Origin of the sequence: Streptomyces polyasparticus, from assembly GCF_014493765.1 — a bacterium.
GTDB classification, from domain to species: Bacteria; Actinomycetota; Actinomycetes; order Streptomycetales; family Streptomycetaceae; genus Streptomyces; species Streptomyces polyasparticus.
In genome coordinates, this window is sequence record NZ_JACTVJ010000007.1 from 322135 (window position 1) to 348389 (window position 26255).

Annotated in this window: 22 protein-coding genes; 11 read left to right on the forward strand and 11 right to left on the reverse strand. The window is 70.1% G+C overall.

The features are described 5' to 3' along the window. The first annotated feature begins 10 nt into the window (after nt 1-10). From H9Y04_RS17150 to H9Y04_RS17160, 3 genes are all read left to right on the forward strand, one after another. Nucleotides 11-1495: a dihydrolipoamide acetyltransferase family protein gene (locus tag H9Y04_RS17150; RefSeq protein WP_187814743.1), complete on the forward strand. Its 1485-nt coding sequence runs from the start codon at nt 11-13 to the stop codon at nt 1493-1495. 299 nt (nt 1496-1794) lie between these two features. Further along, nucleotides 1795-2790, forward strand: a complete 996-nt coding sequence (locus tag H9Y04_RS17155; protein ID WP_187814744.1) for a DMT family transporter — start codon at nt 1795-1797, stop codon at nt 2788-2790. Nucleotides 2791-2797: 7 nt separating this feature from the next. Next, nucleotides 2798-4243, forward strand: coding sequence for a M1 family metallopeptidase (locus H9Y04_RS17160; protein ID WP_187814745.1), 1446 nt, complete (start codon nt 2798-2800; stop codon nt 4241-4243). Between the two features lie 96 nt (nt 4244-4339). Here the strand turns inward: H9Y04_RS17160 and H9Y04_RS17165 are convergent, their stop codons facing one another. Then, nucleotides 4340-5170 carry a D-alanyl-D-alanine carboxypeptidase family protein gene (locus H9Y04_RS17165; protein WP_187815095.1) on the reverse strand — a complete coding sequence of 277 codons (831 nt, stop codon included), beginning with the start codon at nt 5168-5170 and terminating at the stop codon, nt 4340-4342. A 254-nt stretch (nt 5171-5424) separates the two neighbouring features. On the opposite strand from H9Y04_RS17165, the gene H9Y04_RS17170 reads away from it, so the two are divergent. Both H9Y04_RS17170 and H9Y04_RS17175 read left to right on the forward strand, forming a co-directional pair. After that, nucleotides 5425-6096: a GntR family transcriptional regulator gene (locus tag H9Y04_RS17170; protein WP_187814746.1), complete on the forward strand. Its 672-nt coding sequence runs from the start codon at nt 5425-5427 to the stop codon at nt 6094-6096. Continuing rightward, complete coding sequence (locus tag H9Y04_RS17175) at nt 6093-7400, forward strand: MFS transporter (RefSeq protein ID WP_187814747.1); 1308 nt, start codon at nt 6093-6095, stop codon at nt 7398-7400. Before H9Y04_RS17170 ends, H9Y04_RS17175 begins: the two co-directional genes overlap by 4 nt. A gap of 35 nt (nt 7401-7435) precedes the next feature. Here the strand turns inward: H9Y04_RS17175 and H9Y04_RS17180 are convergent, their stop codons facing one another. Next, nucleotides 7436-8260 (reverse strand): maleylpyruvate isomerase family mycothiol-dependent enzyme, encoded by an 825-nt coding sequence (locus H9Y04_RS17180; protein ID WP_187814748.1) that lies wholly within the window; start codon nt 8258-8260, stop codon nt 7436-7438. A gap of 173 nt (nt 8261-8433) precedes the next feature. On the opposite strand from H9Y04_RS17180, the gene H9Y04_RS17185 reads away from it, so the two are divergent. Further along, entirely contained in the window at nt 8434-9234 is an 801-nt protein-coding gene (locus H9Y04_RS17185) for a carbon-nitrogen family hydrolase (protein ID WP_187814749.1), read from the forward strand. Between the two features lie 215 nt (nt 9235-9449). Beyond that, the gene (locus tag H9Y04_RS17190) at nt 9450-11627 is read left to right on the forward strand and encodes an L-type lectin family protein (protein ID WP_187814750.1); all 2178 of its coding nucleotides are present in this window, start codon (nt 9450-9452) and stop codon (nt 11625-11627) included. 105 nt (nt 11628-11732) lie between these two features. Here the strand turns inward: H9Y04_RS17190 and H9Y04_RS17195 are convergent, their stop codons facing one another. The 5 genes from H9Y04_RS17195 to H9Y04_RS17215 form a co-directional block, all read right to left on the reverse strand. Further along, complete coding sequence (locus H9Y04_RS17195; RefSeq protein WP_187814751.1) at nt 11733-12680, reverse strand: FKBP-type peptidyl-prolyl cis-trans isomerase; 948 nt, start codon at nt 12678-12680, stop codon at nt 11733-11735. Nucleotides 12681-12861: 181 nt separating this feature from the next. After that, the gene (locus H9Y04_RS17200) at nt 12862-13878 is read right to left on the reverse strand and encodes a hypothetical protein (RefSeq protein ID WP_187814752.1); all 1017 of its coding nucleotides are present in this window, start codon (nt 13876-13878) and stop codon (nt 12862-12864) included. 206 nt (nt 13879-14084) lie between these two features. Beyond that, nucleotides 14085-15206, reverse strand: a complete 1122-nt coding sequence (locus H9Y04_RS17205; protein WP_187814753.1) for a hypothetical protein — start codon at nt 15204-15206, stop codon at nt 14085-14087. Between the two features lie 140 nt (nt 15207-15346). After that, nucleotides 15347-16321, reverse strand: coding sequence for a hypothetical protein (locus tag H9Y04_RS17210; RefSeq protein WP_187814754.1), 975 nt, complete (start codon nt 16319-16321; stop codon nt 15347-15349). A gap of 201 nt (nt 16322-16522) precedes the next feature. Then, on the reverse strand, nt 16523-17026 hold the full coding sequence (locus H9Y04_RS17215) for an LURP-one-related/scramblase family protein (protein WP_187814755.1): 504 nt from the start codon (nt 17024-17026) through the stop codon (nt 16523-16525). Nucleotides 17027-17399: 373 nt separating this feature from the next. Here H9Y04_RS17215 and H9Y04_RS17220 point away from each other — a divergent pair, with 373 nt between their 5' ends. Further along, a complete protein-coding gene (locus H9Y04_RS17220; RefSeq protein WP_187814756.1) occupies nt 17400-19208 on the forward strand; it encodes an NHL domain-containing thioredoxin family protein in 1809 nt (602 codons plus the stop codon). A gap of 404 nt (nt 19209-19612) precedes the next feature. Here H9Y04_RS17220 and H9Y04_RS17225 read toward each other — a convergent pair whose 3' ends face one another. The 4 genes from H9Y04_RS17225 to H9Y04_RS17240 form a co-directional block, all read right to left on the reverse strand. Next, nucleotides 19613-20299, reverse strand: coding sequence for a DUF4232 domain-containing protein (locus tag H9Y04_RS17225; RefSeq protein ID WP_187814757.1), 687 nt, complete (start codon nt 20297-20299; stop codon nt 19613-19615). Between the two features lie 111 nt (nt 20300-20410). Next, the gene (locus tag H9Y04_RS17230) at nt 20411-20635 is read right to left on the reverse strand and encodes a DUF6458 family protein (RefSeq protein ID WP_187814758.1); all 225 of its coding nucleotides are present in this window, start codon (nt 20633-20635) and stop codon (nt 20411-20413) included. 105 nt (nt 20636-20740) lie between these two features. Then, nucleotides 20741-22033 carry a M18 family aminopeptidase gene (locus H9Y04_RS17235; protein ID WP_187814759.1) on the reverse strand — a complete coding sequence of 431 codons (1293 nt, stop codon included), beginning with the start codon at nt 22031-22033 and terminating at the stop codon, nt 20741-20743. A 225-nt stretch (nt 22034-22258) separates the two neighbouring features. Further along, the gene (locus tag H9Y04_RS17240) at nt 22259-24085 is read right to left on the reverse strand and encodes an acyl-CoA dehydrogenase (RefSeq protein WP_187814760.1); all 1827 of its coding nucleotides are present in this window, start codon (nt 24083-24085) and stop codon (nt 22259-22261) included. A 172-nt stretch (nt 24086-24257) separates the two neighbouring features. Here H9Y04_RS17240 and H9Y04_RS17245 point away from each other — a divergent pair, with 172 nt between their 5' ends. From H9Y04_RS17245 to H9Y04_RS17255, 3 genes are all read left to right on the forward strand, one after another. Beyond that, on the forward strand, nt 24258-24734 hold the full coding sequence (locus H9Y04_RS17245; RefSeq protein ID WP_187814761.1) for an SseB family protein: 477 nt from the start codon (nt 24258-24260) through the stop codon (nt 24732-24734). 116 nt (nt 24735-24850) lie between these two features. Further along, nucleotides 24851-25090 (forward strand): cupin domain-containing protein, encoded by a 240-nt coding sequence (locus H9Y04_RS17250; RefSeq protein WP_438818116.1) that lies wholly within the window; start codon nt 24851-24853, stop codon nt 25088-25090. Between the two features lie 105 nt (nt 25091-25195). Continuing rightward, nucleotides 25196-26149 (forward strand): pirin family protein, encoded by a 954-nt coding sequence (locus H9Y04_RS17255; RefSeq protein ID WP_187814762.1) that lies wholly within the window; start codon nt 25196-25198, stop codon nt 26147-26149. Nucleotides 26150-26255 lie beyond the last annotated feature (106 nt).

The window sequence follows — 26255 nt, forward strand, 5'->3', positions numbered from 1 at the left end:
GGAGAGGGTCGTGACGACGATGACTGACACCCGCTTCCGCGAGTTCAAGATGCCGGACGTCGGCGAAGGACTCACCGAGGCCGAAATCCTCAAGTGGTACGTCAAGGCGGGCGACACCGTCTCCGACGGGCAGGTCGTCTGCGAGGTCGAGACCGCCAAGGCCGCGGTCGAGCTGCCCATTCCGTACGACGGTGTGGTGCACGAGCTGCGCTTCCCCGAGGGCACCACGGTCGATGTCGGCCAGGTGATCATCTCAGTGGACATCGCGCCGGGATCCGCGCCTGCCGAGGCCCCCGCCGCCGAGGCCGCCGCTCCGGTGGCCGAGCCCGCCGCCGATGCCGCTCAGCCCGAGGGGCGCCAGCCGGTGCTCGTCGGATACGGGGTGGCCGCCAGCTCGACGAAGCGGCGGGCCCGCAAGGGTGCCGAGGCTCCGTCGGCTTCGGCTGCTGCGGGCGCTCCGGCTGCTCCGGCCGCTCCGGCTGTTCCGGCGCAGGAGTCGGCCGCGCCCGCGGGCACGTACTACGGCTCGCCCGCCGCGGCCGCCGTGCAGGCTGAGATGAACGGGTACTCCGCGCCCGCCGCCGGTACGAAGCCGCTGGCCAAGCCGCCGGTGCGCAAGCTGGCCAAGGACCTGGGCGTGGACCTCGCCACGGTCACGCCGAGCGGGCCCGACGGGATCATCACGCGTGAGGACGTGCACGCCGCGGTGGCTCCGGCCCCCGAGGCGGCCCCCGTTTCACGTGAAACAACTCCCGCTGCTCCGGCGCCGGTTCAGGCCGCGCCGGTCGCGGGGGCCCGTGAGACCCGTATCCCCGTGAAGGGTGTCCGCAAGGCCACCGCCGCGGCGATGGTCGGCTCGGCGTTCACCGCGCCGCATGTCACCGAGTTCGTGACGGTGGACGTGACGCGCACGATGAAGCTGGTCGAGGAGCTGAAGTCCGACAAGGACATGCAGGGCCTCAGGGTCAATCCGCTGCTCCTGATCGCGAAGGCGCTGCTCGTCGCGATCAAGCGGAACCCCGAGGTCAACGCCGCCTGGGACGAGGCCGCCCAGGAGATCGTGCTCAAGCACTACGTAAACCTGGGCATCGCGGCGGCCACGCCGCGCGGTCTGATCGTGCCGAACATCAAGGACGCGCACGACAAGACCCTGCCCGAGCTGGCGTCCGCGCTCGGCGAGCTGGTGTCCACGGCCCGTGAGGGCAAGACGACGCCGGCGGCGATGCAGGGCGGCACCGTGACGATCACCAACGTGGGCGTCTTCGGTGTCGACACCGGTACGCCGATCCTCAACCCCGGTGAGTCGGCGATCCTCGCGGTGGGTGCGATCAAGCTCCAGCCGTGGGTCCACAAGGGCAAGGTCAAGCCGCGTCAGGTCATGACGCTGGCCCTGTCCTTCGACCACCGCCTGGTCGACGGCGAACTCGGCTCCAAGGTCCTCGCCGATGTGGCGGCGGTCCTCGAGCAGCCGAAGCGGCTGATCACCTGGGCGTAGTGCCCTGGCTGGGCCCGGGCTGCGGGTTTGCCACGGGTGCGGCGGGGTGGGCGGGTTTTTTCTTCCCCCACCCCGCCCCTTCCCGAAACCAGGGGCTCCGCCCCCAGACCCCCTGGGCAGGGGTGGGCGGGGGCGGCTGGGGCGGATGGCAGAGTGGGAGGGGTCTGTTCTTTGTGGGCTTCGCCCGCAAGGTCCCGGCGGGGCTCCGCCCCCTGCACCCCAGCGGGGGCTCCGCCCCCTGCACCCCCGGCAGCACCCGGGGCTCGCCCCTGCACCCCCGTAAGCACAAGGATCCGACGATGCGTCTCAGCACCGCCCCCTGGGTGGTTCTCGCCACCTTCTCCGGGACCCTCATAGCCCTGCAGTCCCGGATCAACGGGGAGCTGGCCGCCGGGCTCGGCAAGGACGGGTTCGCCGCGGCGGTGATCTCGTTCGGGTCCGGGTTCGTCGTGCTCGCCCTCGGACTCCTCGCGTGGCGCGAACCCCGCGACGGTGTGCGCAAAGTGGCGCGGGCCGTACGCGGGCACCGGCTCAAGTGGTGGCAGGTGCTCGGCGGCTTCGGCGGCGCCACCTTCGTCCTCGCCCAGGGCCTGACCGTCACGGCCCTCGGCGTCGCGCTCTTCACCGTGGCCATCGTGGCCGGACAGGTCGGCGGCGGTCTGCTCTTCGACCGGGTGGGGCTCGGGCCCGCCGGTCCGCAGAAGCCCACCCGGCGCCGGGTCGTCGGCGCGGCCCTCGTGCTCGTCGCCGTCGGGATCTCCATGGCCGACAAGGTGGGCGGCGGATTCCCGTACGCGCTGCTGCTTCTCCCCCTCGTCGCCGGTGTCTGCGTCAGCTGGCAGCAGGCCGTCAACGGCCATGTGAAGAACACCGCGGAATCCGCCTACACCGGCACCTTCTTCAACTTCGCCACCGGCGCCGCCGCGCTCCTGGCCGCCTTCCTCGTGCACGCCGCGTTCGCCGGTGTCCCGGACGGGCTGCCCTCCGAGCCGTATCTCTACGTCGGCGGCCTGGTCGGCATCGTGTTCATCACCATCGCGGTCGCCACCGTCCAGAAGCTGGGCGTCCTGGTCCTCGGTCTGTGCACCATCACGGGCCAGCTGATCGGCTCCCTCGCCCTCGACCTCCTGCTGCCGCACGGCGATACGCAGATCACCGCCGGCACTTTCGCGGGCGCCGGACTCGCCCTGGCCGCCGTGGTGTTCGCCGCCCTGGGAGGAGGGAGCGGGAGTCGCGTGGTCGCCGGATCACGATCCGGCAGCGACCATGGTCAGCCGGTTCGCCCTGGTGTCTGATGCCTGCATGCGAAGACCTTTCCTCTCCCTGGTCCTGGCCGCGGGACTCGCTGCCGCGGGTTGCAGCGCCGGGTCGCCGGACGGGCCGTCCGGCCGGCAGCAGGATGCCAAGAACACCGAGAAGCCCAAGCCGAAGCCGACGGGCACTCCCGGTGCGGCCGGCACCGACGACTCCGTCTTCCCGCAGGCGGGCAACGGCGGATACGACGCCCTGCACTACGCCCTCGATCTGACCGTCCGCCCCAAGACGGCCACCGTGCTCACCGGGACGGCGACCGTGCGGGCGAAGGCCACGCAGGATCTCTCCCGCTTCAATCTGGACCTGTCGGGGCTGAAGGTCGGCGCCGTCACGGTGGACGGAGAGAAGGCCGCGTACAGCCATCAGGGCACCGAGCTCACGATCACTCCCGCCCAACCCCTCGCCGACGACGCGGAGTTCACCGTCGAGGTGAGGTACTCGGGGAACCCGAAGGCGCTCGGCAGGGGCGGCCACAAGGACGGCTGGCTGCCCACCGACGACGGCGCCTTCGTGATGGGCGAGCCGCTCGGCGCGATGACCTGGTACCCGGTCAACAACACGACCCATGACCCGGCCACGTACGACACGAGGATCACCGTCCCCGCCGCTCTGACGGGTGTCTCCAACGGACGTTACGAGGGCGTCGAGCCGGCCACCGACAAGGGCATGCGCACCTTCAGCTGGCGCAACACGACCCCCACCGTGCCGTATCTGACCACCCTGGCCGTAGGGAAGTTCACGCTCGCGCACGAGGGCGAGCGCGTGCCCGTGACGACCGCCGTGGACCCGCGGCAGGCCGCCGACGCCCGGCAGATCCTCGGCCGGATCCCGGAGTTCGTGCAGTGGGGCGAGAAGCACTTCGGCCCCTACCCCGTCGACTTCGCCGGCGCGATCGTCGACCACGACCCGGGCAACGGCGTCGCCCTGGAGACCATGGGCCGGCCCGTCTACGGCACGGCGCCCGAGGACACGGTGATGGCCCATGAGTACGCCCACCAGTGGTTCGGGAACTCCGTCCGGCTCGCGGACTGGTCGCAGATCTGGCTGAACGAGGGCTTCGCCACGTACGCGATGTGGATGTGGGACGAGGAGCACGGGCTCGGCACGGCCCAGGAGTGGTTCGACACGGTCTACCGGGCGCCCGCGGGCGACGACGTGTGGAAGGTGATCCCCGGAAAGCCGGCCGGGCCCGACGATCTCTTCAGCCCGGCGGTCTACTACCGGGGCGCGATGGTGCTGCACAAGGTCCGGCTGGCCGTCGGTGACGGGAAGTTCCGGCAGATCCTGAAGACCTGGGCCGCCGAGTACGGGGGCAAGGCGGCCACGATCGAGGACTTCACGGCGCTGGCCCAGCGGGAAGCGGGCGCGGACAAGCCGCTGAAGAAGATCTTCGACGTCTGGCTGTACGGCAAGGGCAAGCCGCGCACGCCGTAGAGCATGCGCAAGCCGCCCACCCCCTCAAGCAAGGGCGGGCCGGCCCGCCGCCTCCTGAGAGGCGACGGCCCGGCCCGCCGGTGCTTACGCGCAGGGCTACTTCTTGAACCCGTAGTCCATCAGCTTCTTCGCGTCGGAAGCGCGCGCGTTCACCGACGTCGACTTCAGGACCGTGCCGATGACCGTCTTGCCGTTGCGCGTCGCCGCGAACACCAGGCAGTAGCCGGCCTCCGGACCCGAGCCCGTCTTGACGCCGATGGCTCCGTTGTAGCTGCCGAGCAGGGTGTTCGTGTTGGACCACGACATGTAGCGGTAGCCGCCGGACTTCGTCGTGACCTTCTGCTTGGTCGACTTGGTCTTCACGATCGCGCGGAAGGTCGAGCTCTTCATCGCGGACGAGGCGATCTTCGTGAGGTCGCGGGGCGTCGAGTAGTTCGCGCCGTTGCCGATGCCGTCGAAGGAGTCGAAGTGGGTGTTCCTCAGACCCATGTCCTTGGCGGTCTTGTTCATCTTGCCGATGAAGGACTTCACCCGGGCGGCACGCGTGGTGCCCGTGCCGAACTTGTCCGCGAGCGCGTACGCGGCATCGCACCCGGACGGGAGCATCAGCCCGTACAGGAGCTGGCGGACGGTCACCTTGTCGCCCACGATGAGGCGGGCCGACGAGGCGCCGTTCCTGACGATGTAGTCGCTGTACGCCTTCTGGACCGTGACCTTGGAGTCCAGGTTCAGGTTCTTCGTGGCCAGGACCACCTTGGCCGTCATGATCTTGGTGGTGGACCCGGTGGACCGGCGGGTGTCCGCGCCCTTGGCGTACAGGCTCTTGCCGGTCCCGTTGTTCATCACATAGCCGCCCTTGGCGGCGATCGACGGGGTGGGCAGGGTGGCGGCCTGCGCGGAGGTGGTCACGACTCCGCTGGTGAGCATGGTTCCCGCGATGAGAACAGCAGTGCCCGCTATGCGAATCTTCAAGTTGAATGCTCCAAATGCCCCTAAGGCGCCGCCCCTTGAGCGGGTGCGCACTGATGAGACACCTGAAACGGCCGGGAGGTTGCACCGGATGGGCACAGGTTTCACCGGAGGTGCACAGGAGAGTGGCGAAGGGCCCGACGGTCTCGTGCCGTGTCCCGCATCGTGGACCCGGCCTCGGCTTGCGTACGTGTTGTATCTAAGCTGTGCGCATGCCCGCAGCGCCCGCCCCCGCCCCCGTCCCCCTCAAGCAGCCACCCGCCGCCGAGCGCGTCTACCAGCACGTCAAGCAGGCGGTCCTGGAACGGCGTTACGAGGGCGGCACCCTGCTCACCGAAGGAGAGCTCGCCGCCGACGTCGGCGTCTCGCGCACCCCCGTACGAGAGGCGCTGCTCAAGCTGGAGGTCGAGGGACTGCTCAAGCTGTACCCGAAGAAGGGCGCCCTGGTCCTTCCCGTGTCGGCGCAGGAGATCGCCGATGTGGTGGAGACGCGGCTGCTCGTCGAGGAGCACGCGGTGCGCAAGGCCGTGCCCGCGTCGCCGCGTCTGCTCGCGCGTCTGGAGGAGCTGCTCGGGGAGCAGCGGGAGCAGGCCGCGGCCGGGGACTACACGGCCGCCGCGCACTCCGACCGCTGCTTCCACGCCGAGATCGTGCGCAGCGGGGGCAACGCGATCCTCTCCCGGCTCTACGACCAGCTGCGCGACCGGCAGTTGAGGATGGGCATCGCCGTGATGCACTCCCATCCCGACCGCACCGCCAAGACGCTCGGCGAGCATGGCGAGATCCTCGACGCGCTGCGCGCCGGGGACGCGGACCGTGCGGTCGCCGTGATCCACCGGCACATCGGCTGGTTCCACACGCTCGCTCGCGGAGAAGCACGATGAGCGCTGCCGCCGTCCGGCTGCCAGGCGATCCGCCCGGCGGCAGGAAGGCCGTCCTGGTCTGGTCGATCGGCGTCGCCGTCTACTTCGTCGCCGTCATCTTCCGCACCTCGCTCGGTGTCGCGGGCCTCGATGCCGCCGAGCGCTTCGACGTGGGCGCGAGCGCCCTGTCGACCTTCTCGATCCTGCAGCTCCTGGTGTACGCGGGCATGCAGATACCCGTCGGCCTGCTCGTCGACCGCCTCGGCACCAAGAAGGTCCTGACGATCGGCGCCGTCCTTTTCACGCTGGGCCAGTTGTCCTTCGCCCTCGCGCCCTCGTACGGGATGGCGCTCGCGGCCCGCGCCCTGCTCGGCTGCGGTGACGCGATGACCTTCATCAGCGTGCTGCGCCTGGGCACCCGCTGGTTCCCCGCCCGCCGCGGCCCCCTGGTCGCCCAGCTCGCCGGACTGATCGGCATGGGCGGCAACCTCGTCTCCACCCTGCTGCTCGCCCGGCTCCTGCACGGCGTCGGCTGGACCGCCGCGTTCGTCGGCAGCTCCCTTGCCGGTGTGGTCGTGCTCGTCCTGATGACGCTCTTCCTCAAGGACCACCCCGAGGGCCACGCCCCGGAGCCGGTGAAGCCTTCGGGTCCCCAGGGATTCGCCTTCGTACGCGGCCAGATCGCCGCCTCGTGGCGGGAACCCGGCACGCGGCTCGGCCTGTGGGTGCACTTCACCACGCAGTTCCCGATGATGGTCTTCACGCTCCTTTGGGGCATGCCCTTCCTGGTCGAAGGACAGGGCCTGAGCCGGACCACCGCCGGTGAACTGCTCACCGTCACCGTGCTTTCGAGCATGACCATCGGGCTCGTCTACGGCCAGATCATCGGCCGTCATCACACGGCGCGGGCACCGCTCGCCCTGAGCAGCATCGGTGCGACCGCGCTGGTGTGGACTGCCGTCGTCCTCCACCCCGGCGCGGCCCCGATGTGGCTGCTCGTGCTGCTGTGCGCTGTGCTCGGCACCTGCGGACCCGCCTCGATGATCGGCTTCGACTTCTCCCGCCCGGCCAACCCGCCCGAACGCCAGGGCACCGCCGCGGGGGTGACCAACATGGGAGGCTTCGTCGCCTCGATCGTCACCCTGCTCGCGGTCGGCGTGCTGCTCGACGCGACCGGCGACAACTACCGGATCGCGTTCTGCTCGATCTTCGTCCTGGAAGCCCTGGGCGTCTCCCAGATCCTGCGCCTGCGCCGGCACGCCGCCCGCCGCGAGCGGGAGCGGCTCGTGGCCAGCCGCGTGGAGGCCGTGCACGTACCGGCGTGAGACCTCCCGCAGTGCCTGCGGGAGGAGATGAAGGCTTACGGAGTCACGGCGAAGTTGTCGAGGATCGCCTGGGCCAGGGCGTGATCGCCCTCGACCTTGATGCGGTCGGCGACCGCGGCGGGCTTCACGCGTCCGCAGGCCAGCTTGAAGAAGGTCTCCCAGTCCAGCGCGAGCGTCACCGCGGGACCGAGCGAGGGCGCGCCGTCGACGGTGCCGTGGCCGTCGGCGTCGATCCGTACCGTACGAAGGAAGTCGACGGGGCCGTGCACGTCGAAGACGACGGCCGAACTGGCAGGCGCACCGGCCTCCTTGGCGACCACCCTGGGCAGTTCGGAGAGCAGCCGGTCCCGGGCGACGAGCGCGCCGGGGGAGTCGAGGTTGCCGGGCTTGCGCAGCGCGGTCCGCAGGTCCTGCTCGTGCACCCAGATGTCGAACGCGCGCCGCCGCATGGCCTCTTCGAGCGTCTCCTCGGTGCCGCGCGGACCGCGCACCTTGGTGCCGGGGTCCCGCGTCTCGTTCCGCAGCTGCCGCGAGCGGCGGATGATCGTGTACTCCAGCTCGGCGGTCATCTCGGGCGCCGTGTGGTGCCGGCGCACATCGACCTGCATCTCCGTGTACCGCTGCGACTCCGTCTGTACGTGGTACAGGTCGCGCGGCAGCGTGTGGATGGGCCGGGGGTCGCCGAGCATCTCGCAGTCGACGCCTATGACATGGGAGACGACATCGCGCACGGACCAGCCGGGGCACGGGGTCGCCCAGTTCCACTCGCCCTCCGCGAGGGGCTGCACCAGCTCGGATATCGCTTCCACGGAGTGGGTCCAGGCGTCGGCGTAGGACTGAAGGCTGGGATGGAGACTCACAGGACGGGACCCCTCGGGCGGTTCGGGTGCGCGGGCTCGGCGACGGCGTACGGGGGAGGCTCTCGCGCCCTTAAGTTACGCTGCCACGAGGGCCCCTTGCAGTGCTTTCGAGTGACGATCGTAGGTCCTGATTGACCCGGGCCCACCGGTTCGAATGCCAGGACGGTGGTAGTGTGCGCGCCTCGCTCATCCAGATCGCTGTAAACCCGGATGAATCGGTCAATTCCCGCCGGGAACGCGTGAGTTCGCTGGTTCGTGCGGAAGCGGGCGCCGATCTGGTCGTGCTGCCCGAGCTGTGGCCGACCGGGGCCTTCGCGTACGAACTCTTCGCGCAGGAGGCCGAGTCGCTCGACGGGCCGACGTGCGAGGCGATGGCGAAGGTGGCCGCGGACGCGGCGGTCTGGCTGCACGCGGGTTCGGTCGTGGAGCACACGGCGGACGGCACGCTCTACAACACGGCCCTCGTCTTCTCGCCCGAGGGCGAGCTCGCGGCCACGTACCGCAAGATCCACCGTTTCGGCTTCGACAAGGGCGAGGCCGTGCTGATGGGCGCGGGCGAACAGCCCGTGACCGTCGCGCATCCGCAGTCCACGCTCGGCGTGACCACCTGCTACGACCTCCGCTTCCCCGAGCTGTACCGGACCCTCGTCGACCGGGGCGCGGAAACCTTGATCGTCTCGGCCGGGTGGCCCGAGCGCCGCCGTGCCCACTGGACGCTGCTCGCGCAGGCGCGGGCCGTGGAGAACCAGTGCTTCGTGCTCGCTGTCGGCACGGCCGGCACCCATGCGGGCGTCCCGCAGGCCGGGCACTCGATCGCCGTGGACCCGTGGGGCGAGGTGCTCGCCGAAGCGGGTGCCGACGAGGAGGTGCTGCGCGTGGAGTTCGATCCCTCCCGCGTGGCGGCCACGCGGGAGCAGTTCCCGGCGCTCAAGGACCGGATGCTCGGTCTCGAGGCTCCCTCCGCGCGACGCTGAGACCCCGCCGCCCCGTATCCCTCACGCTCCGTAGCCGCCACAAGGCCCGCAGGTCGGCGCGCAAAACCCCGTCACCCGCATGGGCTTCGCCGATCGCGGCGCCTCGCGGCCGGTGTTCTGATGATCGAAAATCGGTCACTGTGTGCAATCAACTGCATACAGGACGTCATCATCAGGTCCCGTGCAGGGCGTGGTGCGCCCGAGGAGGCACCCTTATGACGGAAATCGGACACAGTCGCGGTCGGAAGGCGGGTCCGCTGCGGACCCGCCTGACGGCCCCGCTCGGACTGGCCACCGCGGTGGCCCTCGGGCTCTCCCTTGCGGCGCCGCTCTCGGCGTCGGCGGAGGAGATCGCCGGCGAAGCGTTCACCGGCGCCTCGGTCGACGAGACGAAGTGGTACGGCGGTCCGTACACGGAGGGTGACCCGACCGGGTTCGCCTGCCTCACGGCGGCCACCGGCGCGGAGGGCCCGCTCAGGAAGTGCCAGAAGCCCGTCGGCGATCCCGTCGGGCAGGGTGCGCTCCGCCTGACCACGAACGCGACGAATCAGAACGGCTATGTGATCTCGCGGCGGGCGATCCCGGCCCGCGCGGGCATGAAGTTCAGCGTCGACTTCGGCATCTACAGCCCGAGCCGGCCGAACAGCCCCGCCGACGGCATCTCCCTGATGCTGCTCGACGGCAAGGCCGAGATGCCGCTCAAGTCGGGCAAGAACGGTGCCGGCCTGGGCTACGTGGGCATCACGGGTGGTTACCTCGGCATCGGCCTCGATGTCTACGGCAACTTCACCTCCAACAAGTTCGACGCGGCGGGCGGCACCGACGGCCGTACGCCGAACTCGATCACCGTCCGCGGTGCGGTGGGTGTGAAGAACCCGCTGGTGGCCACGTACAAGTCCAGCCGTCTGCTGGCCCCCTCGGGCGCCACGAACCGCGCCGACGCACGGCGCACGGCCATCATCGAGCTCTCCCACGAGGGCGTCATGAAGGTCTCCATCGACTTCCACGACGGGCGTCCCGTCCGCGAGGTCATCGAGCCGGTCGACCTCGACGAGATCAAGGGCCAGCCCCCGGTGCCGGACTCGCTGCGCATCGGCATTGCGGCCAGCACCGGTGCCTCGACGGCCATCCACGAGGTGTGGAACGGCAAGATCGAGACCCTGGCCCCGAACCTGTCGACCGACGTCAAGCCCAAGGGCCCGGTCAACGCGGGTGAGCCCGTCGAGTTCGAGATGATCACCAGCAACGACAAGCTGGCCGGTCCCACCACCGGTGAGGTCGTCACCACCCAGATCTTCCCCGAGGGCGTCAAGCCCGTCGCGGCCTCCGGTGACGGCTGGAAGTGCACGATCTCCGGTCAGACGGTCACCTGCAAGCGTCCCGGCACCGGAGCCGACGCGCTGGAGCCCGACCACTCCTACCCGCCGGTCAAGGTGAAGACCGAGGTCGCGGCCGACGCCAAGGGTGACAAGACGATCACCTCGCAGGCCACGACGCCCGGTTCGACCCCGCGGGTGCCCGACACCAGCAGCTTCACCGTGACCCCGGCCAAGGACCCGGCACTCGTCGTCGTGACCAAGCCGGTCGGCGAGGTCGTCGGCGGCTCCCCGGCCGTCTACCAGATCGACGTGTCCAACAAGCCCGACGCGGGTGCGACCAACGGCGAGGTCAAGGTCGTCCGTACCTTCCCGGCGGGCATCAAGCCGATCAACGCGGTCGGTGAGGGCTGGACCTGCAAGATCGACGGTCAGACCGTCACCTGCACCCGTCCCGGTGTCGGTGCCGACGTCCTGAACCCGGGCAACGCCTACCCGCCCATCTCGATCGGCACCCAGGTCGACGACGGCGCCAAGGGCCCGCTCGAGGGCACCACCGAGGCGACCTCCGGCGGCAAGGGCACGGGTCCGGTCAAGGACACCACCGACGTCAAGCCGGCTCCCGCCAAGGACCCGCAGCTGAGCGTCGTCGTCAAGCCCAAGGGCGATGTGATCGCGGGCAAGCCCGCCCAGTTCACCGTCGACGTGTCCAACGCCGCCGAGGCGGGTCCGACCACCGGTCGCACGACGGTGTCGCGCACCTTCCCCGAGGGCGTCACCCCGGTCAAGGCCGCGGGCGACGGCTGGCAGTGCGCCATCGTCGGCCGCACCGTGACCTGCCAGCGTGACGCCGTGATCGAGCCGGGCAAGCAGGCCCCGACGATCACGATCGACACCAAGGTCGACGCGAACGCGAGCGGTCAGCTGGAGGGTTGGACGGACCTGTCCACCCCCGGCGACCCGAACAGCGGCAACCGCGTCTTCGACACCTTCGTGGTGAAGGAGAACGCGGACCAGCTGATCGACTGCGGTGGCTGGCTGGCCGGCACCACGCGTGCCGCCCAGTGCGAGGTGTGATCCACCCGCAGGAGCAGTGAACACCCGCGGCCCGGAGGCGAGTTGCCTCCGGGCCGCGGTGCTGCGTTCTGTGTCCACAGCCTGTGGACGCGTTCGCCGTGAAGGTCAGCGCGGGCGCGTGTCCACCACGTCGAGCACATAGGCCGCCGACTTGTCCTTCGGCATACCGAGCGCTCCCTTGGTGTGCGTGAACCCGGGCCGCTCGTTCCCCGGCACCGTCACGAGGAGACGGCTGCCGACGCGCTTGCCCTCGAGTGCCTCGAACCACCCGGGCAGCATCGCCGCGTCCTTCATCACGAACCCGTTGGGACCGTTGCGCAGATACGTGGAGTTGAACGGCGACTTCGTCCCCCACACCACACCCGTGTACTGCATCACGACGCTGGACCCGGCCTTGACCACGGGACCCTTGCCCTCGTTCAGGACGCGCACCCCCACGTCCCTCGGCTCCGCGCCGAAGTCCCCCATGACCGGCTCGGCGCCCGGCGCCTTCACCTCCACCGAGGGAAAGCCCCCGCTCGCGGGCCACTTGCCCGGCCCCGCCGCCTGCGCCTTGGGGTCGTAACCGCCGATCACGTCGAAGACCAGGACCATGTGGTCGGTCGGCGTGACCTGCGCGGGCGCCATGCCGTGCGGCCCGAACCCGTGCGTCGCGGGCGAGACGAGCAGCACCCGGCTGCCCGCCTTGCGGCCGATCAGGGCCTGGTCCCAAGTACGCGAGACGTGCTGGCCGTCGAGCACCGCGGTCGTGGGCTGCTCCAGGCGGTACGTGTCCATCAGGGCGCGGCCGCTCTCCCAGATCCGGATGTCCACATCGGTGACGATCACCTGGCCCTTGCGCGTCACCGGCCCGTCCCCCTCGGCGAGCACCTTCATCCGCGCCTCCTTCGGCGGCGGATACGTGGGCATCGCGACCTCGGGACGGCTGCCGAACTCTCCCTTCACCACGGGGATGTTCTGCGCCTTCTCGCCGCAGCCGAGTGCGGGCAGGATCAGCGCAGCGAGGGCGGCGAGTGCGGCGGTGCGCCGTGCGCGGTGGGGTGGTGCGGCCACGGGTTCTCCTTCGGGCGGTGGTACGGGTGGCCCGGCGAGGCCAGCCGTCAGGGCTGGCCTCAGCCTTGCCCCGGCCCCGCGCCCACCGGCGTACCGCACGCGAAAAGCCGCCTGCCGTACGCTCGTTCGGCGTACGGCAGACGGCTTCACTGACCGCCGGTCAGGTCTCGGAACCGATGGACTACCAGCAGGAGGACATGTCCTGCATGCCGCCGGCCGCCGCACGCGGCGGGGCGAACGGGGCGCAGGCCTTCGAGGCCGGGCGGGCCGGCGCGGCCGCACGGTCCGAGTCCGCACGCGACTCGGCCCTGACGGGCAGCTTCGGCGCGAACTGGTCGGTGACCTTCGGGTCGCGGAGCACCGCGGCGTGGGCGACCGTCACGTCCGCGACTTCCGTGCCGAGCACGCTCGCGTGGATGCCGTTGACGTAACCGCTGGTGGACTTCGGGTCGTACTTGTACGCGCCGTTCGGGCCCTTGGTCGGGTTGCCCTTGATGTCCGTCGTGACCTGCTCGTTGGTGGTGGCGAGGGCGAGCGGGGCCTGGGTGTAGTCCTCGGGGATGCGGACACCGAGGTTGACCGCCCAGATCGGCGGGATATCGATGATCCGGGCACCCGCCACCGAGATGTAGCCGCGCGCGGCGCCGCCCGTGAAGGCGACGGGCTTGGCGGGCTGCGAGTAGGCGGAGACCGTGATGCCCTCGACGTGCACACCGAACGGCGAGAGCTGCGTGCCGCCCGCCGGGTTGGCGATGTACGGCAGGCCGATGTCGACCGAGGCGCCGCCGGCGTCCGCGTACACCTCACCGCGCGCCGGGATGTCGTGTCCGCCGGAGGTCGACGCCGGGTGGGCGTGGCCCATCGCACGGGAGTAGAGCGCCGAGATCTTGCCGAGGCCGATACCCATCGGGGACAGGTTGACGAGCTCCTTGCCGCCGGCGTGCTGCTTGGGCGCCTGCGGGGTGATCGGGTAGTGGGACTGGAAGAGCTTGGCGTCGAGAATCTTGCCGAGACCCTTCACCCGCACCACCCAGGCGTCGGCCTGCACGCAGTCCTTGGTGTCCACGACGGTTCCCCAGTCGTCGACACCGCCGGGTGCGTGGGCGGCCTGAGCGGGGAGTGTGGCGGTGAGCACCGCGCTCAGGGCGACGCCCGCTGTCAGCAGGGCGCGGGACCCTGAAATGCGCCATGAGGCCATGGCCGACCCTCTCTTTCGGTGATTCTTCCGGGAGGTGGTCCCGGATGGTTCTTCGGGAGCTGAAGGAGGTCCCTCAGCGGTCCCCGAGGAGACCGCTGAGGGGGTGTTCGGGAGGAAAGCGACCGAGAAGATCGGCCACTGATAGTTAGAGACTCGCTACGCAGTGCGATATCCGCATGCCGAAGGGGCCATCCGGGGACGGATCGTCACTGTGCGTCGCCGCCGGGCCCGCGGTGCAGTACCGCCGCATGCCCGACCGTCATGTCGACCGCCTCGGGGAACAGCAGCGTGAGGTGGGCCGTGTTCGCGTAGCCGCTGGTGGACGCCGGCTCGGGCGCGTAGCGGCCGTCCTTGCCCGCCGTGGGGTGGCCCTGTGCGTCGGTGCTGATCTGCTCGTTGAGCGTGACCAGACCCCACGGCGGCAGCTTCTTGTCGGCGGGGATGCGCAGGCTCGTGTTCGGCTTGAGCGGGCCGTCGAACGCGAGCAGTTCACGCCCGAACGACTTCACGCCGCCGCCCTTGACCTCCGTACGGAACTCGGCCGCGCGGTCCGCGTGCCCGACCGCCGTCGTCACCGCGTCCCGCAGTTCGAGTTCCACCGGCAGTCGCTTGGTGTCCACGGGCTTGCCCGCGGCCTTCAGATACGGCAGGCCGAGCTCCACACGGCCGAGCTTGGCCTCGGCGTGCACGGAGCCGTCCTTCATCCACGTACGGGAGGAAAGGCGGTGCAGACTGCCGAACGAGTACGCCTTCCCCAGTTCGACCGGCTTGCCCGCACCTGTCACGGCGGCGGGCGCGTCGGGCAGCGGCGGCAGGTGCGCCTCGGCGAGGCGGGCGTCCCGGTTCCCGCCGCGCACGCGCAGGGCCCAGGCGTCGGCCTGCGCGGGAGTGTCGTCGTCGGCGACCGGGCCCCAGTTGGTGTTGGGCAGCGGGCGCAGCGGCGGCGGGGGCGGGGCATTGCGCGGGGCGGGCGGCTTGAAGAAGCCGAACCCGAGGTCGAGTGCGCCGTGCACGATGTCCGCGACACCGGAGAACGGGTTGTAGGAGTCCGTGGACTTCGGATAGTCCGGCAGCCGCGGCAGCTCCGGAGCCGTGGGCAGCTCGGGCTCGACCACCTCCGGGACCTCCGGCTCTTCGGGCACGGGTTCGGTCCCCTCGCCGATCGGGCGGCCCTCCGGGTCGAGCTCGATCCCGCCGGGCGGCGGGAAAGGAGGCGGCTGCAGACCGTCGGCGTAGGCGCCGGAGGCGAGGCAGGAGAGGGAGAGCGTCAGGGCGAAGGTGGCCGCAACCGCCTTGCGGCGACGGGACGTTCGGGTGCTGAGTGGCATGGTGGACCCCCTGGTCCTGGGGTTGTGTTCCTGGGGTTGTTCCTGCAGTGGCAGTGGCAGTGGCCGAGTACGCACGGAGACGGCCGCCACCGCCGTCGGCGACGGGCGGGCGGCGGCCGGTCTCGGCTGGTGTGGAGGCCTCAGTTCGTGGTGATCTCCGCGAGCTTGGCCATCGGGTCCGTGGGCAGCTTGTGGCTGGACGCGGTGACCATGTCGAGCAGGGTCGGCACCTTGGGCAGCTGCGCCTTGAGGTGGTCCGTCTTGGCCGCGTCGCGGATCACGGCGGCGTGGCCGATCGTCACGTCGGCGACGTTCGGGCCGAGCACGCTGGCGTGGATCGCGTTGACGTAGCCGCTCGTGGCGCGCGGGTCGTACTGGTACGAGCCGTTCTTGCCCTTGGTGGGCACGCCCTTGGCGTCCGTGGTGATCTGCTCGTTGGTCTGCGCGATGATCGGGGCGGCGTCGTCGCCGCCGCCCGGGATGGTCGCGCCGAGGTTCACGGCCCAGATCGGCGGAATCTCGACGATCTTCGTACCGAAGAGCGTGATCTCACCGCTGGCCGCGCCGCCCTGGAACTCCACCGGCCTGCCCGGCAGCGAGCGTGCGTGCACGTCGATCGCGTCGACCCTCACGCCGAGGCCCGACAGGGGCGTACCGCCGAAGGGGTTCTCGACGTAGGGCAGACCGATGTGGACGGAGCCGCCGCCCGCGTTGGCGTACGCGGCGCCCGGGACCGGGAAGGTCGACTTGCTCGACTTGTTCGCCGGCAGCTTGTTGGTGAGGGCCTTGGAGTACAGGGCCGACACCTTGCCGAGGCCGACGCCGCCCGGGGCGAGGTTGACCAGCTCGTTGCCGCCCTCCATCTCCCGGGGGGCCTTCGGGGTGCCCGGCGAAGCCGACTCGAACATCCGGGCGTTGATCAACCGGCCGATGCCCGTGACCCCGATGACCCAGGCGTTCGCCTGGACGCCGTCCTTCGTCTCGACGACCGTGCCCCAGTCGTACGAGGGCTCCTTCTCGTCGGCGTGCGCCGTACCCATGGCGGTGACCGCCACTGTCAGTGCGAGCCCGGCCGCGGTCGCGGCGCGCAGGCCCGTGGTGTGCCATGCAGACATAGCCACCGATTCCTTCCCTACGGATGAAGGTCGACAAATCGACCACTGTCCGTAAGCGCACCATCGCTCAGGGTGACTCGCACGTCATGCGAAGGCATCCGGGTCAGAGCCCGGCGGTCCTGGCCCGCGTCCGCTCAGTCCACGACCGAGCCCCGCTCAGTCCACGACCGAGCCCCGCTCCGTACGTGACCCCGCCCCCGCTCAGTCCACGACCCCGGGCTCGCGCTCCTTCTCGGCAAGCCGGATCACGCACACCGCGATCGCGATCATCAGCGAGGGATCGGCCTCCTCCCGAACGACATCGACGCCGTACGTGTCCCGCACCCGCAGCCACCGCCGCGAGATGTGCGCGAGCATCTCGCCCTCGTACTCGACGACGAACTCGCGGTCGAGGATCTTGCCGCTGACATCCAGCTCGGTGCCGTCGACCAGCTGTACCCGGTAGTGGTTGCGCAGCAGCGAGAACCGCTTCTTCTTGACCGTGGCCAGCGCCTCGCCGCCGCGCTCGATGGTCATCGCGTCCCGCAGGCTGAACATCTTGGCGCGGATGTCGATGAGCACCCGCCCCTCGGGATCCTTGAGCTCGAAGGTCTCCCTGAGCCGCATCGCCTTTCCGTCGACGAAGAAGGCCTTGCGGCCCTGCTCGTCCTCGATCCAGTAGTCGTCACCGATGCCGAGCAGCCGGTCGCGTACGAGATATTTCATGTGCCATCCGTACCCACTGACCGCCTGACGGGCATGCGCCGCCCGGGTGGCCGCGCGCCTCACTCGGCGACCTGAACCTCCACGCGATGCCGGATGTACTCATCCGGATGAGCCCGCGCCGGCGCCACCGCCGCTTCCACCAGGTCGTGCAGCGCCGCCGGACAGGCCGACTTCCGCAGCGGCAGGCCCGACCATTACCAGGCCCGCGCGGCGCCGGCCCGCTCGATATCCGCCGTCGGCAGCGCCATGAACTCCCGCGCGCTCCCACCCGCCTGCTGGTTCCCCTCCGTGTCCACCGGCCGCCCCCTCCGCGTCCGGGCACCCCCCGTACGCGCGTGATCCGATGTTCCTACCAGGGTGGCAAGCTTGAACCATGAACGATGCAGCCCCCGCTCCCCGCCGTGCCCGAGTCCGCGCCCCCGAACTGATCGGCAAGGGCGGCTGGCTGAACACCGGAGGCAAGGAGCTCACCCTTGCCGACCTGCGAGGACGGATCGTCGTCCTCGACTTCTGGACCTTCTGCTGTGTGAACTGCCTGCATGTGCTCGACGAGCTCCGCGAGCTGGAGCGGAAGCATGCGGACACCCTCGTGATCATCGGGGTGCACTCGCCGAAGTTCGTGCACGAGGCGGAGCACGCGGCCGTGGTCGACGCCGTCGAGCGGTACGAGGTGCACCACCCGGTGCTCGACGATCCGGAGCTCGCGACCTGGAAGCAGTACGCGGTGCGGGCCTGGCCGACGCTGGTCGTCATCGACCCCGAGGGCTATGTCGTCGCGCAGCACGCGGGCGAGGGCCATGCGCACGCGATCGGGAAGCTGGTCGAGGAGCTGGAGGCCGAGCACGAGGCGAAGGGGACGCTGCGGCGCGGGGACGGCCCCTATGTGGCGCCCGAGCCCGTCGCCACCGATCTGCGCTTCCCGGGCAAGGCGCTGCTCCTGCCCGGCGGCAATTTCCTGGTCTCGGACTCGACCCGGCACCAGCTGGTGGAGCTCGCGGCGGACGGCGAGACGGTCGTACGGCGGATCGGCAGCGGTGAACGCGGCTTCGGTGCGCGGGAGTTCAGCGAGCCGCAGGGTCTCGCGCTGCTGCCCGACGGGCGGGTGATCGTCGCCGATACGGTCAACCACGCGCTGCGGACGTACGACGTGGAGACGGGCGCCGTAGAGACGGTGGCCGGCACCGGGCGCCAGTGGTGGCAGGGCTCGCCCACCTCGGGCCCGGCGCTCGAAGTGGACCTCTCCTCGCCGTGGGACGTGGCGTGGTTCGACGGGCTCGTCTGGATCGCGATGGCCGGTGTGCACCAGCTGTGGACGTACGACCCTGCGAACGGGACGGTGGAGGTCGCGGCCGGTACGACCAACGAAGGCCTGGTGGACGGCCCCGCGGCCGAGGCCTGGTTCGCGCAGCCCTCCGGGCTCGCGGCCACCGAGGACCGGCTGTGGATCGCGGACTCGGAGACGTCGGCGTTGCGCTGGATCGACCGCGAGCGGGTCGTGCACACGGCCGTCGGCACGGGCCTCTTCGACTTCGGCCACCGCGATGGCGCGGCCGAACAGGCCCTGCTGCAGCACCCGTTGGGCGTCACTGCGCTGCCCGACGGCTCGGTCGCCGTCAGCGACACGTACAACCACGCGCTGCGCCGCTACGACCCGGCGACGGGTGAGGTGACGACGCTGGCGACGGATCTGCGCGAGCCGTCCGACGCCGTGCTCGTCGGCGAGGACATCGTCGTGGTCGAGTCCGCCCGCCACCGCCTGACGCGGCTGCGGCTGCCCGACGAGGCCGTACGCGTGGAGGCGGTCGCGCACCGCACGCAGCGCGCGGCGACGGAAGTCGCCCCGGGCAAGCTGCGGTTGGACGTGGTCTTCCAGGCCCCGACCGGCCAGAAGCTGGACACCCGCTACGGCCCTTCGACCCGCCTCCTCGTCTCCGCGACCCCGCCCGAGCTGCTGCTCTCCGGCGAGGGCGCGGGCACGGACCTGGCCCGCGAGCTGGAGCTGAACCCGGCCGTGACGGAGGGCGTCCTCCACGTCTCGGCCATGGCCGCCTCCTGCGACGACGACCCGGCCAACGAATACCCGGCCTGCCACGTCCACCAACAGGACTGGGGCGTCCCCCTCCGCCTCACCGAGGGCGCAACGGACCGGCTGCCGCTGGTCCTGGCGGGCATGGACGCGTAAGCCCCGTCGCTTCGTCTGGGGGCGCGCTACGGCTCTTGCTCTACGGAGGGGCCGCTCTCCGGCTGGGCACGCCACGGCTCTTGCTCTACGGAGAGGCCGCTCTCCGGCTGGGCCACGCCACCTCCCTACGGAGAGCGCGCTCTTCCGGGGTATCGGGGCGGAGCCCCGTGGTCCGTGGGCGGGCGGACAAGGAGGTTCTGGCTCGCCGCCGGCCCACCGCGGGGCCTCCGCCCCTGCACCCCTGATGCGGGGCCGACTTCCTGCGCCCCCGACGCGGGCCCCGCTCCCCGCGCCCCCGACGAGGGGCCGCCCTCTGTATCCGCGGCGAGGGGGCCGTCCCAGAGGACGGCCCCCTCGCCGCGAGTGCGAGGCCCCGCGGGTGGTGGCCGGGGGCAGAGGTGCTCCTAGCTCAGGGCCACGTCCAGATCCTGCTGCCAGTACGTCACCTTCGGCTCGTAGATGAACAGGTCGTTCACCGCGACCGTGTCCGGCTGGCCGAACTGGACTGTCGAGCCGTCGTTGCCGATCTGCTTGATGAGGTCGACGGAGACGGTCTTGGCGTGGGACTTCGTGCCGTCGTCCGCCTGGTCCGCCGGGCTCGTGTTGAGGCCGGCGTACGCGGAGGCGCCGGGCTTCAGCGTGACGACGGCCTGAGGCTTGGTGTCCTCGCGGCCCTCGGCCGTGCCGTCGAGGTCGGGGGCGAAGCTGACGGTCGGGTAGCCGAGGACCGTGCAGGTGCGCTTGCTCGTGTTGGTGAGCGTGAGCAGCTGGTAGTTGACCGGGCGCGGGGCTGCGGTCACGGTCAGCTTGGTCTCGGCGTTGGTGCAGGGGCCGCTCTTGCCCCCGCCGCCCGTACCCGGCTTGCCGGCGGGCTTGGTCTCGCCCCCGTCCTCGGACGGCGTGGCCTGCTTGTCCGAGCCCTTGTCCGAGCCCTTGGACGAGTCCTTCGAGGACCCTTGCGAGGACCCCTTCGACGAGCTGCTCCCGGACGACTTGCGCCCCGAGCCCGAGTCCGAACAGCCGGTCAGGGCCAGGCCGATGACGGCCGTCCCCGCGATGACGAGCGCGGTGCGCCGACGCAACGTACGCATGAATCAATCCCCCGTGCCGAAGTGCGGTCAGTGGGTACGGAGTTCGTACCGTCCCGCGCTCCAAGACGAGGAATGCCGCGCCTCAGTTCCCTCGGTTCACTCGTAGGTGCCTCACTCGTACGTACGCCGCGTCTGGCTCTCGTCGACCACCGTGGCGCCCGGTGCGATGACCCGCCTGCGCTTGGCCGCCGAGCTGAAGGCCACGACGCCGATGATGCCGACGAGCATCAGGATGATGCCGACGATGTCGAGGTTGACTCCGCGCATCTCCCAGTCGGTTGCGAACGTGAGGATGGCGCCCCCCGCGATCAGCAGGATGCATCCGCCCATGCCCATTGCTTTCGCCTCCCTGTACATGACTGTTCCGGCACCCGAGTACCCGGGGCCGGAACAGCCATGCGAAAGCCGGGAGTTCAGGACTCCGAGCTCAGGAATCCGGGCTCAGGACTCCAGGAACGCCGCGAGCGCGCTCGCGAGCAGATGCGGGTCGTCTGAGCCGCACAGCTCGCGCGCGCTGTGCATCGACAGGATCGCGATGCCGATGTCGACGGTCTTGATGCCGTGCCGCGCCGCTGTGATCGGACCGATCGTGGTGCCGCAGGGCATCGCGTTGTTCGAGACGAAGTGCTGGTACGGAACCCCGGCGCGCTCGCACGCGTCGACGAACACCGCACGGCCCGAACCGTCCGTCGCATAGCGGTTGTTGACGTTGACCTTCAGGATCGGCCCGCCGTTGGCACGCGGGTGGTGCGTCGGGTCGTGGCGCTCGGCGTAGTTCGGGTGGATCGCGTGCCCGGTGTCGGAGGACAGGCAGACCGTCCCGGCGAAAGCGCGGGCCTTGTCCTCGTACGTACCGCCGCGGGCGAACACCGAACGCTCGAGGACCGAGCCGAGCAGCGGACCGTCGGCACCGGTGTCGGACTGGGACCCGTTCTCCTCGTGGTCGAAGGCGGCGAGCACCGGGATGTGGTTCAGGCCGTCCGAGGCCGCGGCGGCGGTGAGCGCGGCCGTCGCGGCGTGCACGGACGCGAGGTTGTCCATCCGCGGTCCCGCGAGCAGCTCCTCGTCGCGGCCGAGGTAGGCGGGCGGCTCGATGGAGTGCACCATCAGGTCCCAGCCGGTCACGTCGCCGGCCGTGATCCCGTTCTCTTCCTCCAGGAAGGAGATCAGATCGCCCTCGTGCGCATCGCCGAGGCCCCAGATGGGCTGCATGTGCTTCTGCTTGTCGAGCTGCAGCCCCTTCTCGTAGATGGAGCGGTCCATGTGGATCGCCAGCTGCGGGATACGGAGCAGCGGCCGGCCGACGTTCACGAGCCGGGTGCTGCCGTCGCGCAGCGAGAGGCGTCCCGCCAGGCCCAGGTCGCGGTCGAGCCAGGAGTTGAGCAGCGGCCCGCCGTAGATCTCGACGGCGACCTGCCGCCAGCCGAACGCACCGGAGTCCGGCAGCGGCTTCACCCGCAGGTTGGGGGAGTCGGTGTGGGCGCCGGCGATACGGAACGGGGTGTGCGGCTCCGCGCCCTTCGGCACGTACCAGGCGATGATCGAGCCACCGCGCAGGACGTACTTGCCGCCGGACGTGCCGTCCCACTGGGCCGCCTCGTCGACCTGCCGGAACCCGGCCTTCTCCAGGCGCTCCGCCGCGCTCGCCACTGCGTGGTACGGAGTGGGGCTCGCGGAGAGAAAGGCGATCAGTTCGTCGGTGTGGCTTCTGTCGAAGCGCGGAGAGCTGCTCATGGCTTCAACCTTAACGACGGTCCCTGTCACGCTCCCGGGGAGCCGAGAGGTCGCTCCAGGCCGCCCATACGGACGATCAGTCCGGCCGGGCACACGGACGGCCCGTCCCGCCGGATACACGGACGGCCCGTCCCGCCGGGCATACGGACGGTCTACCTCCGGGCATACGGACGGCCCGTCCCCCGACCGGGACGGGCCGTCACGTACGTCAGGACGTCAGAGCGCTCAGAAAGCGGCCTCGTCCAGGTCCATCAGGTCGAGCGAGACACCCTCGGCGAGCTTGCGCGCGCCCGTGACGCCCGGCAGGACGTTGGCGGCGAAGAACTTCGCGGCCGCGATCTTGCCCTGGTAGAAGGCCTTGTCCTTGGCGGAGGCGTTCGGCAGCTTCTCGGCGGCCACCGCGGCGGCCTTGAGCAGCAGGTAGCCGACGACCACGTCACCGGAGGCGAGCAGCAGACGGGTCGTGTTGAGACCCACCTTGTAGATCTCGCGCACGTCCTGCTCGGTGGCCGCGAGGTCCGTCAGCATGAGGCCGACGATGGCCTCGAGCTCGACGGCCGCCTTGGCCAGCTGCTCACGGGCGACGGACAGCTCCTCGCCGCCCGTACCGACCGCGAGGAACTTCTTGATCTCCTCGGCGAGCGAGTTCAGGGCGGCGCCCTGGTTGCGGACGATCTTCCGGAAGAAGTAGTCCTGGCCCTGGATCGCGGTCGTGCCCTCGTACAGGGTGTCGATCTTCGCGTCCCGGATGTACTGCTCGATCGGGTACTCCTGCAGATAGCCGGAGCCGCCGAAGGTCTGCAGGGACTGCGCGAGCTGCTCGTACGCCTTCTCCGAGCCGTAGCCCTTCACGATCGGCAGGAGCAGGTCGTTGAGGGCCTCCAGCTGAGCGGTGTCCTCGCCGGCGGCCTCCTTCACCATGATCTCGTCCTGCACGGCGGCCGTGTGGAGCACGAGCGCGCGCATGCCCTCCGCGTACGCCTTCTGCGTCATCAGCGAGCGGCGCACGTCGGGGTGGTGCGTGATGGTGACCTTGGGCGCGGTCTTGTCCATGAACTGCGCGAGGTCGGGGCCCTGGACGCGCTCCTTGGCGTACTCGAGGGCGTTCAGGTAGCCCGTCGACAGCGTGGAGATCGCCTTCGTGCCGACCATCATGCGGGCGAACTCGATGATGCGGAACATCTGGCGGATGCCGTCGTGCTTGTCACCGATGAGCCAGCCGACGGCGGGGTGCTTGTCGCCGAAGGTCATCTCGCAGGTGTTGGAGGCCTTGAGGCCCATCTTGTGCTCGACGTTCGTCGCGTAGACGCCGTTGCGCTCGCCCAGCTCGCCGGTCTCGAAGTCGAAGTGGAACTTCGGCACGAGGAAGAGGGACAGGCCCTTGGTGCCGGGGCCGTGGCCCTCGGGGCGCGCGAGGACGTAGTGGAGGATGTTCTCCTCCATGTCGTGCTCACCGGACGTGATGAAGCGCTTCACGCCCTCGATGTGCCAGGAGCCGTCGGCCTGCTGCACGGCCTTGGTGCGGCCGGCGCCCACGTCCGAGCCCGCGTCCGGCTCGGTGAGGACCATCGTCGAGCCCCAGAGCTTGTCGACGGCGATCTTCGCCCACTTCTTCTGCTCCTCGGTGCCCTCCTCGAAGAGGATCCGGGCGAACGCCGGACCGGAGGAGTACATCCAGATCGCCGGGTTGGCACCCAGGATCAGCTCCGCGTACGACCAGATCAGGGACGGCGGGGCGGTGGTGCCGCCGATCTCCTCGGGCAGGCCCAGACGCCAGTACTCCGAGTCCATGAAGGCCTTGTACGACTTCTTGAAGGAGGCCGGGACCGGGGCCGTGTTGGTCTCCGGGTCGAAGACCGGCGGGTTGCGGTCGGCGTCGGTGAAGGACTCGGCCAGCTCGTTCTCCGCGAGGCGGGTGAGCTCGGCGAGTACGTCCTTGGCGGTCTCGGTGTCCATCTCCGCGAACGGGCCGGTGCCGTACAGCTTGTCGCGCCCGAGCACCTCGAAGAGGTTGAACTCGATGTCGCGGAGATTCGACTTGTAGTGCCCCATGGCGACGGCTCCGTATAAGTCCGGGAGGAGGTGGATCCATCGGATCGCCCGACAGGATCCTCGTATGCGTACCAGCTAGTAGCCACGATGATGCTACCCGTCGGTAATAAGATGCAACCCCAAACCGGCCATCTGTGACACCCGCCATCTGTGACCCAGTACGCTCGACCCCATGTACGGCTACGACCAGAGCCCCGGTGGGCAGCAGCAGTACGCGCCTGGCATGCCCCCGCCGCAGCAGCAGATGCCCGGCGGCTATGGCCAGCAGCCCCCGCTCTACCCCGAGCCGTCCCCGCCCTCGCTCGCCGACGCGGTGCGCGCGTTCACGACCGGCTCGATGGCGGCCGAGGACTTCCAGCAGATCTTCGCGACCTCCAAGGTCTACTGCCCGCGCGGCGACACCCCGGGCTTCCTCGCGCTGCACAACACCCAGCAGCCGGTCATCCCGATGTTCACCTCGCTCAAGGAGCTGCGGCGGTACGCGGGCAAGGAGTCCAAGTACTTCGTCATCACCGGCGCCGAGGTCATCGACCTCCTTCCGACGGGCTACGGCTTCGTGCTCGACATGGAGGGCGAGCACCGCATGGTCTTCGACGCGAAGGCCGTGGAGCAGATGGTCGACTTCGCGATGCGGCGGATGTACGGCTAGAGCGCGGCGTGCGGACGGCCTGGGAGCCCTGGAGGAATTCCTCCGGGGCTCTTCGCGTTCCAGGTGGCAGAAAGTTCGAGATTCAACTACTCTCGGATCAGAAGGAGGTACCGACCATGCCTGCAGTAACCGTCGAGAACCCGCTGACCCTGCCCAAGGTGGCCGCTCCCGCCGACGCGGTGGCCCGCAAGGTCCTTGCCGTACAGACCGCGCCGTCCGGCTTCGAGGGCGAGGGTTTCCCGGTGCGCCGCGCGTTCGCGGGCATCAACTACAAGTACCTCGACCCGTTCATCATGATGGATCAGATGGGCGAGGTGGAGTACGCGCCGGGAGAGCCCAAGGATTCTCTCGGTTAGGGGGGTGCTCCCGCCACCCCTGCGCGTACCTGAGCTCCATTACTACGCCTGCTCCCGCTGAACTGCGGAAACACCCCGCCCACACACCTCGCTGAAGGAGTCGTCATGCCTGCCGTGACGGTTGAGAACCCGCTCGTACTTCCCCGCGTCTCTGCCCCCGCCGGCGCTGCCGCGCGTCGCGTCCTGCACGTGGGCACCGCGCCCACCGGCTTCGAAGGAGAAGGCTTCCCGGTCCGCCGTGCCTTCGCCGGGATCAACTACAAGTACCTCGACCCCTTCATCATGATGGACCAGATGGGCGAGGTGGACTACGAAGCCGGCGAGCCGAAGGGGACCCCTTGGCACCCGCACCGCGGCTTCGAGACGGTCACCTACATCATCGACGGCACCTTCATCCACCGTGACTCCCACGGCGGCGGCGGAACCATCACCAACGGCGACACCCAGTGGATGACGGCGGGCTCGGGCCTCCTGCACATCGAGACGCCGCCCGAGGAACTGGTCATGTCCGGTGGCCTGTTCCACGGCTTGCAGCTGTGGGTCAACCTTCCAGCCGCCGACAAGATGCAGGACCCCCGCTACCAGGACATCCGCGGCGGCAGCGTCAAGCTGCTGACGTCGCCGGACGGCGGCGCGCTCCTGCGCGTCATCGCGGGCGAGCTCGACGGCCACGAGGGCCCCGGCATCACGCACACGCCCATCACGATGATCCACGCCTCGGTAAGCCCCGGCGCCGAGATCACGCTGCCGTGGCGCTCGGACTTCAACGCCCTCGCGTACGGCCTCGCGGGCCAGGGCTTCGCCGGCACGGAGAAGCGGCCCTTCGGCATGGGGCAGACGGTCGTCTTCGGCGACGGCGACTCGGTGACCATCCGTGCCGCCGAGACCCAGGACTCGCGCAGCACCAGCTTCGACGTCGTCCTCCTGGGCGGCCTGCCGATCCGCGAGCCGATGGCCCACTACGGCCCCTTCGTCATGAACAGCCACGCCGAACTGACCCAGGCGTTCGACGACTTCCAGGCGGGGCGGCTCGGGACCATCCCCGCCGACGAGTCCTGACGCTTGCAGCACCGTGGAGAAGAAGCGCCTACCTCCGCGGTGCTGTACAGGCCAACCTGCACCGGCCAACCAGAGAAGAGGGGGCGGTCCAACCCGAACGAGTGAT

What these genes read in the sequence shown, in the direction of transcription:
- H9Y04_RS17155 (WP_187814744.1), top strand. Translation starts at nt 1,795, where the DNA reads ATGCGTCTCAGCACCGCCCCCTGGGTGGTTCTCGCCACCTTCTCCGGG.
- H9Y04_RS17160 (WP_187814745.1), top strand. Translation starts at nt 2,798, where the DNA reads ATGCGAAGACCTTTCCTCTCCCTGGTCCTGGCCGCGGGACTCGCTGCC.
- H9Y04_RS17165 (WP_187815095.1), bottom strand. Translation starts at nt 5,170, where the DNA reads ATGCTCACCAGCGGAGTCGTGACCACCTCCGCGCAGGCCGCCACCCTG.
- H9Y04_RS17170 (WP_187814746.1), top strand. Translation starts at nt 5,425, where the DNA reads ATGCCCGCAGCGCCCGCCCCCGCCCCCGTCCCCCTCAAGCAGCCACCC.
- H9Y04_RS17175 (WP_187814747.1), top strand. Translation starts at nt 6,093, where the DNA reads ATGAGCGCTGCCGCCGTCCGGCTGCCAGGCGATCCGCCCGGCGGCAGG.
- H9Y04_RS17190 (WP_187814750.1), top strand. Translation starts at nt 9,450, where the DNA reads ATGACGGAAATCGGACACAGTCGCGGTCGGAAGGCGGGTCCGCTGCGG.
- H9Y04_RS17200 (WP_187814752.1), bottom strand. Translation starts at nt 13,878, where the DNA reads ATGGCCTCATGGCGCATTTCAGGGTCCCGCGCCCTGCTGACAGCGGGC.
- H9Y04_RS17205 (WP_187814753.1), bottom strand. Translation starts at nt 15,206, where the DNA reads ATGCCACTCAGCACCCGAACGTCCCGTCGCCGCAAGGCGGTTGCGGCC.
- H9Y04_RS17210 (WP_187814754.1), bottom strand. Translation starts at nt 16,321, where the DNA reads ATGTCTGCATGGCACACCACGGGCCTGCGCGCCGCGACCGCGGCCGGG.
- H9Y04_RS17215 (WP_187814755.1), bottom strand. Translation starts at nt 17,026, where the DNA reads ATGAAATATCTCGTACGCGACCGGCTGCTCGGCATCGGTGACGACTAC.
- H9Y04_RS17220 (WP_187814756.1), top strand. Translation starts at nt 17,400, where the DNA reads ATGAACGATGCAGCCCCCGCTCCCCGCCGTGCCCGAGTCCGCGCCCCC.
- H9Y04_RS17225 (WP_187814757.1), bottom strand. Translation starts at nt 20,299, where the DNA reads ATGCGTACGTTGCGTCGGCGCACCGCGCTCGTCATCGCGGGGACGGCC.
- H9Y04_RS17230 (WP_187814758.1), bottom strand. Translation starts at nt 20,635, where the DNA reads ATGGGCATGGGCGGATGCATCCTGCTGATCGCGGGGGGCGCCATCCTC.
- H9Y04_RS17235 (WP_187814759.1), bottom strand. Translation starts at nt 22,033, where the DNA reads ATGAGCAGCTCTCCGCGCTTCGACAGAAGCCACACCGACGAACTGATC.
- H9Y04_RS17240 (WP_187814760.1), bottom strand. Translation starts at nt 24,085, where the DNA reads ATGGGGCACTACAAGTCGAATCTCCGCGACATCGAGTTCAACCTCTTC.
- H9Y04_RS17245 (WP_187814761.1), top strand. Translation starts at nt 24,258, where the DNA reads ATGTACGGCTACGACCAGAGCCCCGGTGGGCAGCAGCAGTACGCGCCT.
- H9Y04_RS17250 (WP_438818116.1), top strand. Translation starts at nt 24,851, where the DNA reads ATGCCTGCAGTAACCGTCGAGAACCCGCTGACCCTGCCCAAGGTGGCC.
- H9Y04_RS17255 (WP_187814762.1), top strand. Translation starts at nt 25,196, where the DNA reads ATGCCTGCCGTGACGGTTGAGAACCCGCTCGTACTTCCCCGCGTCTCT.